We start from the raw sequence: 13,655 nt of genomic DNA on the forward strand, positions 1-13,655 counted from the left end.
CCGCATTCCGGACACATCGTCCCGACACCTGGATGACCGGCGTACGCTCGTCAGCAGCCCTATCCGTCTGAAGGAGCGAGCGACGATGCCCGAGCTGAGGTCCCGCACAGTCACCCACGGCCGCAACATGGCGGGCGCCCGCGCCCTTATGCGCGCCTCCGGTGTACCCGGTGCGGACATCGGCCGGAAGCCGATCATCGCCGTGGCCAACAGCTTCACGGAGTTCGTGCCCGGCCACACCCACCTCCAGCCGGTCGGCCGGATCGTCAGCGAGGCGATCGTCGAGGCCGGCGGCATCCCGCGCGAGTTCAACACCATCGCCGTCGACGACGGCATCGCCATGGGCCACGGCGGCATGCTGTACTCGCTGCCCTCGCGCGACCTGATCGCGGACAGCGTCGAGTACATGGTCGAGGCCCACTGCGCCGACGCCCTGATCTGCATCTCCAACTGCGACAAGATCACCCCGGGCATGCTCAACGCGGCCCTGCGCCTGAACATCCCCACGGTGTTCGTCTCGGGCGGCCCGATGGAGTCCGGCCGCGCCACCCTGGTCGACGGCACGGTCCGCACGCTCGACCTGGTCGACGCGATCTCCGACGCCGTCAACGACAAGATCTCGGACGAGGACATCCTCCGTATCGAGGAGAACGCCTGTCCGACCTGCGGCTCCTGCTCCGGCATGTTCACCGCCAACTCGATGAACTGCCTGACCGAGGCCATCGGCCTGTCCCTCCCCGGCAACGGCTCGACCCTCGCCACCCACACCGCGCGCAAGCGGCTGTACGTCGACGCCGCGCGTACGGTGATGGACATCACCCGCAGGTATTACGAGCAGGACGACGAGACGGTCCTGCCGCGCAACGTCGCCACCTTCGCCGCGTTCGAGAACGCGATGGCCTTGGACATCGCCATGGGCGGCTCCACCAACACGATCCTGCACCTGCTGGCGGCGGCCCAGGAGGCGGGCGTCCCCTTCGGCCTCAACGAGATCGACGCGGTCTCCCGCCGCGTCCCCTGCCTCGCCAAGGTCGCGCCCAACGTCGCCAAGGACCGCACGTACTACATGGAGGACGTGCACCGCGCCGGCGGCATCCCCGCCCTGCTCGGCGAGCTGCACCGCGCGGGCCTGCTCAACGAGGACGTGCACGCCGTGCACAGCCCGTCCCTCGCGGACTGGCTGAAGACGTGGGACTTCCGCGGCGGCTCCCCGTCCCCCGAGGCGGTCGAGATGTGGCACGCGGCCCCGGGCTGCGTCCGTTCCGCCGAGGCCTTCTCCCAGTCGGAGCGCTGGGCGGCCCTCGACGACGACGCCGAGGGCGGCTGCATCCGCTCGGCGGAGCACGCGTACTCCAAGGACGGCGGTCTGGCGGTCCTCAAGGGCAACCTCGCCGTCGACGGCTGCGTGGTGAAGACGGCCGGCGTCGACGAGTCGATCTGGACCTTCGAGGGCCCGGCGGTCGTCTGCGAGTCGCAGGAGGAGGCCGTCGAGAAGATCCTGCTGAAACAGATCACGGAGGGCGACGTCGTCGTCATCCGCTACGAGGGCCCCAAGGGCGGCCCCGGCATGCAGGAGATGCTCTACCCGACCTCGTACCTGAAGGGCCGCGGCCTCGGGAAGGCCTGCGCCCTGATCACCGACGGCCGCTTCTCCGGCGGCACTTCGGGCCTGTCCATCGGCCACGCGTCCCCCGAGGCGGCCTCCGGCGGCACGATCGCGCTCGTCGAGGACGGCGACCGCATCCGCATCGACATCCCGAACCGCACGATCGAGTTGCTCGTCGACGACGCGGAACTCTCGCGCCGTGAGCAGGCGTTGAACGGGGTGTACGTCCCGAAGAACCGCGAACGCAAGGTGTCCGCCGCGCTGCGCGCCTACGCGGCGATGGCGACGAGCGCCGACAAGGGCGCCGTGCGGGACGTGAGCAAGCTGGGCTGACGAGGCCCGCCCGCCAGGCACCGGGCGGCGTCCCGGGCGGGGCTCACCAGCCCTCCGGGTCGCCCCCGTCCACCGCGAAGACCGTCCCGTCGGGCGCGCTCGCGTACACCCGGCCGTCCACGACGACGGGCGCGGGCAGGGAGGCCGCCACCCGGTCGCCGTGCGCGCCGAGCCGGGCCGGGGTCTGCCCGAGCAGCCTGCCGGCGCGGGCGTCGACCCCGAGGAGCCGTCCGTCCGCGCCGACGGCGTACACATGGCCGCCGTCGGCGACCGGTTCGGAGCCGCGGCTCAGGCCGGTCTCCAGCTGCCACAGAATCCGGCGCTCCGCCGTGTCGACGGCCTCCAGCGCCCCGCCGGTGCTCAGCAGGTACACGACGTCCCCCTGGACGCCGGCCTGCGGGCCCTGGCGGGTCACCGGCAGCTCCACCCGGCGGGTCGACCCCGACTCGGGGTCGTGGCGCACCACGGCGTCGGTGAACCCGGTCTCCTGCTCGACCGACAGCAGGAACAGGCTCCCGTCGTGACTGCCGACGGCCGTGAGCGTGCCGTCGAGCCGCGCCTCCCAGCGCACGGCGCCCGTGGCCGGGTCCACGGCGGTGACCGAGGTCTTCCCCGAGTCGGAGGTGTTCGTCGCGTACGCGAGCGGATCGCCGGCGAACGAGGTGAAGTACGGGGTCGCCTGCCCCGGAATCGCACGGCTCCACACGGTCTTGCCCGAGGCGCCGTCGACGCCGGTGACCGTCCCGTCGGGGGAGGTGATCAGGAGCATGCCGCCGACGGCGCGCAGCCCGTTGTGCTCGGGCACGCGCACGTTCCAGCGCTCCTCGCCCGAGGCGGGGTCGAGGGCCGAAAGGCGTGGGCTCAGGTCCGCCGGCGGCTGCACGAGCCCCCCGGCGAGCACCGGCGGCCCGCTGCCGAGCGGTGAGGCGGCCGCGTGACGCCAGGCCAGGGCGCCGTCGGCGGGGTCGAGCGCGAAGACCTGCCCGGCCTGGGCGCAGAGCAGCTTTCCCGCGCCGTAGGAGCACTCGGGCGCGGACTGCGCGTCGGACACCGGCTTCGACCGCCACGCCGTGAACGCGGCCGGCGTCGTCCGAGGGCTCGCCTCCTGCGGGGCGGGCGTGCCGCCGGTCCACTGCACGGCGGCGACGGTCCCACTCGCGACGAGGCTCAACGCCCCCGCTGCCACCGCGATGGGGCGGAGCAGACGGTGGCGGGTGCGGGGGGTGGCGGGAGTGGGTGCGGGTGCGGGGGATTCGGCTTGTGCGGCGGCTGGGGCTGCCTGATCAACTGACGCGTCGGACGCCGCCGTTGAGCCGGCCGGAGCCGCGTCGTCGGGCCGCCGATCGGGATCGCGGGCCGGATCCTGCTCCCAGGACGCCGGTATGAACGTCTGCGTGTCGTACGAGGCGGCCACCGACCGCAGCTCCCGCATCAGTTCGTCCGGCGTGGGCCGCTCCTCGGGCTCCTTCGCCAGACAGCGCTGGACCAGCGGGGCCAGCGTCTCCGGCACGCCCGTCAGATCGGGCTCGTCGTGCACGACCTGGTAGGCGACGACGTAGGGACTGTCCGAGTCGAACGGCCCCCGCCCGGTCGCCGCGTGCACCAGGACCGACCCGAGCGCGAAGATGTCGGCGGCGGGCCCGACCTCCCTCGGCCGGCGGAACTGCTCCGGCGCCATGAACGGCGGGGTGCCGATCAACTTCCCGGTCTCGGTGCGCAGTTCGCTGTCCTTGGGCCGGGAGATGCCGAAGTCGATGACCTTCGGGCCGTCCTCGGCGAGCAGGACGTTGCTGGGCTTCAGATCCCGGTGCACGACCCCGACGCGATGAATGTCGCGCAGCGCCTCCGCGAGTCCGGCCATCAGCCGCCGCAACTCGCCCACACCCATGGGCCCGTTCCGCTTCACATGGTCCGAGAGGGTCGAGCCGGGGATGAACAGCGTGGCCATCCACGGCCGTTCGGCCTCCGGGTCGGCGTCGACGACCGGCGCGGTGAACGCGCCGCTCACCCGTCTCGCGGCGGCGACCTCCTGTTGGAACCGCCCTCTGAACTCGGGGTCCTTGGCGAACCGCGCGTGCACGACCTTCACCGCGAGCTTCATCCCCGAGGTGCTGCGGGCCAGGTGGACCACGCCCATCCCGCCCGAGCCCAGGCAGGAATCCAGGCGGTAGTGGCCGGCGTACTCCGGAAGTTCCGCTTCCGCGTCCGCTCCGGTGTTGCGCTGTGGCGCCATGGACCACCCCCGTGCTGTTCGGCCGCTCGTTAGCGCGCGCGACGCACGGAGCCTAGTCGATGAGGCGTACGGGACCGAGGCGGCTTGCCAGCTTGCGAGTTCGAGGAGTGAACATGTGTTTCATCTCGTGATTCGAGGGAATCAACGTGTCCCCATGTCCGTCATGGGGGTTCAACGGGGGAGGTTTTGTCATGTCTGTCGAGCATGTCGAGCATGTCGAGGAGATCGAGGGCGGCGGCGCGGAGCAGGCCGTGATGACGGCCGCGGCGGTGAGTTCCTACCCGGTCGCGCCGGGCGTCCGGTTGAACGTCCGCAGCGGCCCCGGCACCGGTTACGGCGTCGTCCGCGTCCTGTCCGAGGGGGCCAGGGTCTCGATCTACTGCCAGACGCCGGGCACGTCGGTCAGCGGCCCGTACGGCACGTCGAACATCTGGGACAACATCGGCAGCGGCGAGTACGTCTCGGACGCGTACGTCCGCACGGGCAGCGACGGGTACGTCACCTCGCGCTGCTCCTGACACTGCTCCTGACGCGGGAGGACACCGAGCCGTGGTCCCGTCCTCCGTTCTGGTCCCGCACTCAGATACTCCCGGGCACCCGACCTGATCGGGCACAGGATGTCGGGTGCCGCCGGGCGGCCGCTTCCTAGCGTGGTGGTCGTCAAGAGGAAGGGGACCGGGCGTGCTGGAGCGGCTCAACCAGGCCATGGAACAGATCGAGGACCGCCTCGACGGGGTGATCGACGTGGCCGGGTTGGCGCGCACCGCGGCCACCTCGGAGTACCACCTGCGACGGATGTTCTCGGCGCTCGCGGGCATGCCGCTGTCCGAGTACGTCCGGCGCAGACGGCTGACCGTCGCGGGCGCCGAGGTGCTCGCGGGGCGGGACTCGCTGCTGGAGATCGCGGTGCGGTACGGGTACGGCTCGGGCGAGGCGTTCGCGCGGGCGTTCCGCGCGGTCCACGGCGTCGGGCCCGGCGAGGCCCGGCGCACCGGGGCCGCGCTCGTCTCCCAGCCGCGGTTGACCTTCCGACTCACCGTCGAAGGGAGCAGCAGCATGCGTTATCGCGTCGTCGACCGGCCGGCCTTCACCGTGGTCGGCCTCAAGGCCCGGGTGCCGCTGGTGCACGCGGGACCGAACCAGGCCATCATCGACTTCGTCAGGGGGATAGGAGCGCCCACCCGGGAGCGGCTGGAGAAGCTGTCGGAGCAGGAGCCGCGGGGCATCGTCGCGGTCTGCGACGACCTGGACCCGAGCCGCGCGGAGGGCACCGAACTCGACTACTACTACGGGGTGATCACGTCGCCGTCCTCGTCCGAGGGTGCGGCGGGCGCGGCCGGCGTGACGGACGAGGCAGGTCTGGCCGAGTTGGCCGAGTTGGCCGAGTTGGCCGAACTGGACGTCCCGGCCGGATCCTGGGCCGTGTTCACCGTCTCCGGGCCGGTGCCGCAAGCCATCCAGGAACTTTGGCGTGACGTGTTCACGGAGTGGTTCCCGTCCAACCCGTACCGCAGCCGGCCCGGCCCGGAGATCCTGCGCACCGTTCTCTCGCCGGACGGCACGGAGGCCGACGCCGAACTCTGGCTCCCGGTGGAGCACGAGCGACGCTGAACCGGCGGGCTCGCCCGAGGGGGAGTTCGCCCTGCTCTGGGAGCAGGCGTCGTCCGGAGCCATAATCGTCCCGTGAGCGACGAGAACGGCACCCCGGAGACCCCGTCGGGCCCCCGCCCCGAGCCCCTGCGTTTCTTCGGCACGACCTGGGTGGACCACGACCACGGCTACGCGGCCCGCCGTGTCGCCGTGGCCGTGGGCTCCCTCGCCGCCGCGGTCGGCTCGTGCCTCGTCCTGCGCTTCGCCTACGAGGGCCTCGCGATCGCCGAGACCGGCAGCTTCGTGACCCTGCTGGTCGTGGTCATGTTCGCGGTGTGCAGCGCGCTGGCCTTCCGGCACACCCTGGAGGGCTACACCAAGCGCCATGACCCCGACCGTCAGTCCTCCCTGCGCGGCCTGCTGGCCATCGGCTTCGTCGGCTCCCTGCTCGCCTATTTCTTCCGCTCCCTGCTCGAAGCCCCCGGCGAGAAACTCCACCGCGAGGAGTACGAGCATGCCCGAACCCAACACACCCGCCGCACATCCCGCCGCACGGGCAACCCCTCGAAGAAACGCCGCCGGGTCTGAGCGGTTGGGGGTGGTCTGCCTGGGCTCGGTCTGCCTCGGTTTGGGCTGCGTGGCCTGAGCCGCTGGGCTTGGGCTGCTCGGCTCGGGCCGCCGGGGTTGGGCGGCTTGGCCTGGGCGGTCGGACTTGGGCTGCTTGGCTTTAGCTGCGGGGCTTGAGTTGCCGAACCTGGCTGCTGAGCTTGGGCTGTCGAGCGCCCGACCGCTGAGTCCGAGCTGCCGAGTCGGGGCCGCCGGACCTGCACGCCAGGCTCAGGCTGCCGGTCCGAGCCACTGAGCCTGAGCCGCCGGACTCAAGCCGCCGCGCCCGAGCCGCGGGGCTCAAGCCGCCGGGCTCAAGCCCGCCGGGCCAGAGCCGCCGCGCCTGAGTCACGGAACCTGGACTGCCGCGCCCGAGCCGCCTCGCCCGAGCCGCGGGGCTCAAGCCGCGGGCCTCAAGCCGCCGGGCTCAAGCCCGCCGGGCCAGAGCCGCCGCGTCTGAGTCACGGACCTGAACCGCCGAGCCCGAGTTGCCGCGCCCGCGTCACGGCACCCGTGACGCCGAATCCAGGTCGCCGCGACCGAGCTGCGAAATTCGGGCCGCCGAACCTGAGTCACCGGGCCCGAGTCATTGAACCCGAGCCGCCACACCCCGCCCCGGCGGAGCCGCCCAGTTCCCCCCCGTCGGCACCTCCGGTCACCATGGGCTCATGACGGCTCCCTCGAACACCGACCGAGCGCTCTCCCTCAACTCCGTCGCCGCCTAGTACGCCACCAACCGCCCCTCCTACCCGTCCGCCCTCCTCGAAGCCGTCGAGGAGCTGGCCGGACGGCCCCTCGCCGGCGCGCGCGTGGCCGACGTCGGGGCCGGGACCGGCATCGCGACCGCCCTCCTGCCTGCCCGCGGCGCGGACGTCGTCGCCGTGGAACCCGGGGACGGCATGGCGGAGCAGTTCCGTCGCGCCCTCCCCGGCGTGCCGATCGTCCGCGGCGACGGCGACCGTCTCCCCCTCGCTACCGCCTGCCTCGACTTCCTCACCTCCGCCCAGTCCTGGCACTGGACCGACCCGGTGCCCTCGACGTGCCGTGGATCGAGGCGCAGACGGACCGCGTCCAGCATCACTTCGACCTCGAGCGCCGGCCCGGCCGCAACGGCGACGGAACGCACGCCGTCCTGGCCGGCCCGACCGACCCGCTGGACTTCGCCCGCGCCCGCGTCCGCTGGAGCCGCCGCGTCCCCGTCGACACCCACCTCGCCAACATCGGCAGCCACTCGCTCTTCCTCATCCACGAGAAGGAGCGCACCGCCGCCTTCTTCGCCGAGGAGCGCGAGCACCTTCTGACCGCTCTCCCCGACGGCCTGGTCGAGGAGACCTACGACGTCGAACTGCTGCCCGCCGTCCGCCTCTGACCCCGCAGACTCCGCCTCCTCCTCTTCCGTGCGGCGGCCCCCGACTCCCGGGCCGCCGCACACGCGCGTTCCCGGCCGCAGCCCCCGCCCCCCTTGACGACACCCCACCGCGGCAGGAGTATTCATCACATGATGAATTACAGTCCGGAGCCCCACCCAGGACCCGGCCCCGACCCCCACCCGGGACCCGGCCCCCACCCGGCCCCGCCCGACACCGGCCGTCCCCCCGCCGTCCACGCCTCCGCCCTCACCGTCGTCCGAGGCCCCCGCACGGTCCTGCGCTCCCTCGACTTCACCGTCCCGCGCGGGCAGATCACCGGACTCCTCGGCCCCTCGGGCTGCGGCAAGTCGACCTTGATGCGCGCGATCGTCGGCACCCAGGCGAAGGTCACCGGCACCCTCGACGTCCTGGGCCGCCCCGCCGGACACCCCGCCCTGCGCGCCCGCATCGGCTACGTCACCCAGGCCGCCTCCGTCTACGACGATCTGACGGTCCGCCAGAATCTCGACTACTTCGCCGCGATCCTCGACCCCGGGCGCGCGGCGGCCGACCGCCGCCAGGACAACGTCACCCGCGCAATCGCCGACGTCGACCTGACCAGCCACGCCGACGCACTCGCCGGCAACCTCTCCGGCGGCCAGCGCAACCGCGTCAGCCTCGCCGTGGCCCTCCTGGGCGCCCCCGAACTCCTCGTCCTCGACGAACCCACGGTCGGCCTCGACCCCGTCCTCCGCCGCGACCTGTGGAACCTCTTCCACGACATCGCCGCCTCCCGCGGCGCCACCCTCCTCGTCTCCTCCCACGTCATGGACGAGGCCGAGCGCTGCCACCGCCTGCTCCTCATGCGCGAGGGCGAGATCCTCGCCGACGACACGCCCGACGCCCTGCGCACCCGCACCGGCTCCGACACGGTCGAGACGGCCTTCCTGCACCTCGTCGACGAGGCCACGAAGTCCGCCCGCGAAAGGGAGACGACCCGATGACCACGCCGACCCGCCCCGCCCCCGCCGGCCCCCTCAACCTCTCCCGCACCACGGCCACCGCGGCCCGCGTCCTGCGCCAGCTCCGCCACGACCCGCGCACCATCGCCCTGATGATCCTCATCCCGTGCGCGATGCTGTTCCTGCTCCGCTACGTCTTCGACGGCAGCCCCCGCACCTTCGACAACACCGGGGCCTCCCTTCTCGGGATCTTCCCGCTGATCACGATGTTCCTGGTGACCTCCATCGCCACCCTGCGCGAACGCACCTCCGGCACCCTCGAACGCCTCCTCGCCCTTCCCCTCGGCAAGGGCGACCTGATCGCCGGCTACGCCCTCGCCTTCGGAGCCCTCGCGATCGTCCAGTCCGCCCTGGCCACCGGCCTCGCCCTCTGGTTCCTCGACCTCGACGTCACGGGCAGCCCCTGGCTCCTCCTCCTGGTGGCCCTGCTCGACGCCCTCCTGGGCACCGCACTGGGCCTGTTCGTCTCCGCCTTCGCGGCCTCCGAGTTCCAGGCGGTCCAGTTCATGCCGGCGGTGATCTTCCCCCAGCTCCTCCTCTGCGGCCTGTTCACCCCGCGCGACCAGATGCACCCCGCCCTCGAAGCCGTCTCCGACGTCCTCCCCATGTCCTACGCCGTCGACGGCATGAACGAGGTCCTCACCCACACCGACATGACGGCCACCTTCGTACGGGACGTCCTCGTCGTCGGCGGCTGCGCCCTCCTGGTCCTGTGCCTGGGTGCGGCGACCCTCCGACGACGCACGGCATGATTCCTGGAGAGAACCGCAGTCCGCCCACCGGACACCCGGACCCGACCCCCCACCCCCGGTGCGAGGATGACCCCGGACGACGGACGACGCACACCTCCGGAGGACACCCCCGTCATGCCCCAGAAAGTCGCAGTCCTCGGCACCGGCAAGATCGGCGAAGCCCTCCTGAGCGGAATGCTCCGAGGCGGCTGGCCCCCCGCCGACCTCCTGGTCACCGCCCGCCGCGCGGACCGAGCCGAAGAACTCCGCACCCGCTACGGCGTCGTGCCGGTCACCAACGCCGAGGCCGCCAAGACCGCCGACACCCTCATCCTCACGGTCAAGCCGCAGGACATGGGAACCCTCCTCGACGAACTCGGCCCCCACGTCCCCGCCGACCGCCTGGTCATCAGCGGAGCCGCCGGCATCACCACCACGTTCGTCGAGGAACGCCTCACCGCCGGCGTCCCCGTCGTCCGCGTCATGACGAACACCCCCGCCCTCGTCGACGAGGCCATGTCCGTCATCTCCGCCGGAAGCCACGCCAGCGAGGCCGACCTCGCCCACACCGAGGAGATCTTCGGCTCCGTCGGCAAGACGCTCCGCGTCCCCGAGTCCCAGCAGGACGCCTGCACCGCCCTGTCCGGCTCCGGCCCGGCCTACTTCTTCTACCTGGTCGAAGCCATGACCGACGCCGGCATCCTGCTCGGCCTGCCCCGCGACAAGGCCCACGACCTCATCGTCCAGTCCGCGATCGGCGCCGCGACGATGCTCCGCGACAGCGGCGAACACCCCGTCAAGCTCCGCGAGAACGTCACCTCCCCGGCCGGCACCACCATCAACGCCATCCGCGAACTCGAGAACCACGGCGTGCGCGCCGCCCTCATCGCCGCCCTCGAAGCCGCCCGCGACCGCAGCCGCGAGCTGGCCTCGGGCAAGAAGGACTGAGCCTCTCAGGCTCACCGCCCGCCGGGGGCGGTTCATCTCATCGCGCCGCGTCCACGACCTCCTTCGTGGTCACCACCCGCGCGAAACCGCCCCCGTGCAGCGACACCGCCGACGCCTGCCCCACCTCCTCGGCGCTCCTGCGCCAGCCGAACGGCCCCTCCAGGTCGAAGGTGTACGTCGCGTCGTACGCCACCAGCACGTCGTAGCCGAGGTTCCCGCCCATCCGGGCCGTCGTCTCCACGCACATGTTCGTCTGGATCCCGGCCACCACGACCTGCGAGATCCCCGCCGCCTTCAGCCAGGCGTCCAGATCCGGCGTCCCGTAGAAGGCCGAGTTCACGCTCTTCGTGACGAACAGCTCCTCCCCGGAGCCCTTCCCGCGCCGCTCCTCCACGTACTCCTTGAAGCCGTTGCCCCCGTACCCCGGCCGCAGCGGCGAATCCGGCTACGACGAGTCATGGCGCACGAAGACGACCGGCCGCCCCGACCCCTGCCACACGTCGATGAGCGACGCGATGTTCTCGTCGGCGCCCGGGTTGTTCCGGGACCCCCAGAAACCCTCCTCCTCGAAGCCCTTCTGTACGTCCACGACCAGCAGCGCAGCGTTCCCTGAAATCTCCATGCCGTCGATCCTGCCGCCGGACCGGCACCGCTCCCAGCGGGCAGGAAGCCAGCGATCGATGGTTTACTGCCAGTCATGGTGAACCCGTACCGGGTGGCCCTCGTCGCCTTCCCCGGCATCCGCGCCTTCGACGTCTCCGTCATCACCGAGGTCTGGGGGAACGACCGCACCGACCGCGGCGCCCCCGCCTTCGACCTGCGCCGCGTCGCCGCCGACACCACCGCCCCCGTCCCGATGCGCGGCGGCCTCACCCTCCTCCCCGACCGCACCCTCAGCTGGCTCTCCCGCGCCGACCTGATCCTCGTCCCCGGCCTCGACGACCACCTCACCCCCGCACCGCCCCCCGTCCTCGACGCCCTGTGCCGCGCCCACGCGCGCGGCACCACTCTCGCCGCTCTCTGCGGCGGGGCCTTCACCCTCGCCCAGGCCGGCCTCCTCGACGGCCGCCGCGCGATCACCCACTGGAACCTCATCGACCTCCTCCACGCCCACCACCCCCGCGTCGACCTCGTCCCCGACGCACTCTTCATCGAGGACGACAACATCTGGACCGCCGCCGGCACCGCGGCCGGCATCGACCTCTGCCTCCACCTCGTCCGTGTCTCCCACGGAGCCGAGGCAGCCGCCACCATCGCCCGCTCGATGGTCACCGCCCCCTTCCGCACGGGCACCCAGGCCCAGTTCATCGAACGCCCCACACCCCGCAGCGACCGCGACGCCGACACCCTGGCCGCCGTCCGCGAACACGCCCTGCGCCACCTCCACGAGCCCCTCGCCGTCGCCGACCTGGCCGCCCACGCCGGCATGTCCCCGCGCAGCTTCGCCCGCCACTTCACCGCGGAGACCGGCACCACACCCCTGCGCTGGCTCCTCGACCAGCGCCTCGCCGCAGCCCAGAAACTCCTCGAACGCACCGACCTCCCCATGCCCGAGGTCGCCCGCCGCGCCGGCTTCGGCAGCGAGGTCACGATGCGCCAGCACTTCGCATCGCGCCTCGCCACCAGCCCGCGCGCCTACCGCGCCGCGTTCAGCGCCGGCTCCGCCACCGGCGGCAGCAGCCCGATCGCGCGATAGGCGGAGTCCACCACCGGCCGGGCCATCGCCCGCGCCTTCTCCGCACCCTCCCTCAGCACCCCCTCCACATACACCGGGTCAGCGCACAACTCCTTGTGTCTGGCCTGCACGGGCCGAAGGACCTCCACCACAGCCTCCGCGGTGTCCTTCTTCAAAGCGCCGTACGACTCGTAAACGCCGCCCAGGGTTTCCGGGTTCCCGCCCGTGCACGCGGCGAGGATCTCCAGCAGGTTCGCCACCCCGGGCCGCCCCGGCCGGTCGTACACGACCTCCCGCCCGCTGTCGGTCACGGCCCGCATGACCTTCTTCCGCACGACGTCCGGCTCGTCCAGCAGATAGACGATCCCCGGCCCCGAGTCCTCGCTCTTGCCCATCTTCGAGGCGGGCGCCTGGAGGTTCATCACCCGGGCGGCCACCGCCGGATGCGTGGCCCTCGGCACCACGAAGGTCTGCCCGTACCGTTGGTTGAACCGCAGCGCCAGATCCCGTGTCAGCTCCACGTGCTGCGCCTGGTCGTCCCCCACGGGAACCTCGTCCGTCCCGTACGCCAGGATGTCCGCGGCCATCAGCACCGGGTACGTCAGCAGCGACAGCCGCACGCTCCCACCGCGCTCGCGCTCCCGAGCGGCCTTCTCCCGGTACTGGATCATGCGCCGCATCTCGCCGTCGGTGGCCACGCACTCCAGCAGGTACGACAGCCGCGCGTGTTCGTCCACATGGCTCTGCACGAACAGGGTGCACAACGCCGGATCCAGCCCGGCCGCCAGCAGCAGCGTGGCCGTCTGCCTGCTGAGCCGGCGCACCCGCGCGGGATCGTGGTCCACGGTCAGCGCGTGCAGGTCGACGACGCAGAAGAGCGCGTCCGCCCGGTGCTGGTCGACCTCGGCCCACTGCCGCATGGCTCCCAGGTAGTTCCCCAGCGTCAGATGCCCGGTCGGCTTGACCCCGCTGAAGACCCGCTTCATCTCTCCACCTCCTGGTCGATGACCGCCGCGCCCGCCGGCCGGCTCTCAGGAGGGAGATACGAGAACGGCCGCCGAGGCGGCGGCCGTTGAGTGCATACGTGAATGCCGGCCGCCGTCAGGCGGCCCACCACTGCTGGTTGCACGTACGCGTGAACATGGGCCTCAGCGTACGCCTCGGGAGGGCCCCATGGGGGCGGGTTGACACGCCCCGGCCGGATACGTAGTGTTCTCCGAGTTGTCCGACGTGAGCGCCCACTCCGGTGGGTCCCCGGACAGCCATTCCACAGGTACCTACCTCTTCTCGATGAGCAGTCGATTCGTCTGCCGTCGTTTCATTGGTATGCGTATTCGCGGAATGAGGAATCCGCGTTCGAAAGGACGCGGGCCCCGATTCGCTTCGGCGGGCGGGAATCCGCTAAAGTCTCACTCGTCGGAACGGCCCAACAGCCGGGAAGACAGCCCCCTCCGACGGGGAATCAGCGCCGAAAGGATCTGATAGAGTCGGAAACGCCGGAAGGGAAACCGCGAGAGCGGGGAACCGGAAAGCACCGAGGAAATCGGATCGCGAAAAGGTCT

General features: G+C 71.8%; 10 protein-coding genes and 2 pseudogenes. 9 read left to right on the forward strand and 3 right to left on the reverse strand.

The genetic code is table 11. The features are described from left to right. The first annotated feature begins 85 nt into the window (after window positions 1–85). Window positions 86–1,939: a dihydroxy-acid dehydratase gene (gene ilvD, locus ACFYX4_RS34055; protein ID WP_389341675.1), complete on the forward strand. Its 1,854-nt coding sequence runs from the start codon at window positions 86–88 to the stop codon at window positions 1,937–1,939. 43 nt (window positions 1,940–1,982) lie between these two features. Here the strand turns inward: ilvD and ACFYX4_RS34060 are convergent, their stop codons facing one another. After that, window positions 1,983–4,172, reverse strand: a complete 2,190-nt coding sequence (locus ACFYX4_RS34060; protein ID WP_389341677.1) for a serine/threonine-protein kinase — start codon at window positions 4,170–4,172, stop codon at window positions 1,983–1,985. 191 nt (window positions 4,173–4,363) lie between these two features. Between ACFYX4_RS34060 and ACFYX4_RS34065 the strand changes: the two genes are divergently transcribed. The 7 genes and pseudogenes from ACFYX4_RS34065 (at window position 4,364) to proC (ending at window position 10,418) form a co-directional block, all read left to right on the forward strand. Then, window positions 4,364–4,690: an SH3 domain-containing protein gene (locus ACFYX4_RS34065; protein WP_389341680.1), complete on the forward strand. Its 327-nt coding sequence runs from the start codon at window positions 4,364–4,366 to the stop codon at window positions 4,688–4,690. A gap of 163 nt (window positions 4,691–4,853) precedes the next feature. Next, a complete protein-coding gene (locus tag ACFYX4_RS34070) occupies window positions 4,854–5,783 on the forward strand; it encodes a GyrI-like domain-containing protein (protein WP_389341683.1) in 930 nt (309 codons plus the stop codon). 72 nt (window positions 5,784–5,855) lie between these two features. Continuing rightward, window positions 5,856–6,350 (forward strand): EamA/RhaT family transporter, encoded by a 495-nt coding sequence (locus tag ACFYX4_RS34075; protein WP_389341686.1) that lies wholly within the window; start codon window positions 5,856–5,858, stop codon window positions 6,348–6,350. 686 nt (window positions 6,351–7,036) lie between these two features. After that, window positions 7,037–7,737 (forward strand): annotated as a pseudogene (locus ACFYX4_RS34080) (class I SAM-dependent methyltransferase). A gap of 129 nt (window positions 7,738–7,866) precedes the next feature. Further along, window positions 7,867–8,721 carry an ABC transporter ATP-binding protein gene (locus tag ACFYX4_RS34085; RefSeq protein WP_389341689.1) on the forward strand — a complete coding sequence of 285 codons (855 nt, stop codon included), beginning with the start codon at window positions 7,867–7,869 and terminating at the stop codon, window positions 8,719–8,721. Next, the gene (locus tag ACFYX4_RS34090; protein WP_389341692.1) at window positions 8,718–9,491 is read left to right on the forward strand and encodes an ABC transporter permease; all 774 of its coding nucleotides are present in this window, start codon (window positions 8,718–8,720) and stop codon (window positions 9,489–9,491) included. The genes ACFYX4_RS34085 and ACFYX4_RS34090 overlap by 4 nt, the downstream gene beginning before the upstream one ends. A gap of 114 nt (window positions 9,492–9,605) precedes the next feature. Further along, window positions 9,606–10,418 (forward strand): pyrroline-5-carboxylate reductase, encoded by an 813-nt coding sequence (proC, locus tag ACFYX4_RS34095; RefSeq protein ID WP_389341696.1) that lies wholly within the window; start codon window positions 9,606–9,608, stop codon window positions 10,416–10,418. A gap of 37 nt (window positions 10,419–10,455) precedes the next feature. Here proC and ACFYX4_RS34100 read toward each other — a convergent pair. Beyond that, window positions 10,456–11,040: pseudogene (locus ACFYX4_RS34100) on the reverse strand (cysteine hydrolase family protein). A 75-nt stretch (window positions 11,041–11,115) separates the two neighbouring features. Here ACFYX4_RS34100 and ACFYX4_RS34105 point away from each other — a divergent pair. After that, window positions 11,116–12,114: a GlxA family transcriptional regulator gene (locus tag ACFYX4_RS34105; protein ID WP_389341700.1), complete on the forward strand. Its 999-nt coding sequence runs from the start codon at window positions 11,116–11,118 to the stop codon at window positions 12,112–12,114. On the opposite strand, the gene trpS is transcribed toward ACFYX4_RS34105, so the two are convergent. Further along, a complete protein-coding gene (trpS, locus tag ACFYX4_RS34110; RefSeq protein ID WP_389341703.1) occupies window positions 12,054–13,079 on the reverse strand; it encodes a tryptophan--tRNA ligase in 1,026 nt (341 codons plus the stop codon). The two genes, ACFYX4_RS34105 and trpS, sit on opposite strands and share 61 nt — an antisense overlap. Window positions 13,080–13,655 lie beyond the last annotated feature (576 nt).

It is taken from the genome of Streptomyces sp. NPDC002328, from assembly GCF_042890065.1.
GTDB lineage: Bacteria > Actinomycetota > Actinomycetes > Streptomycetales > Streptomycetaceae > Streptomyces.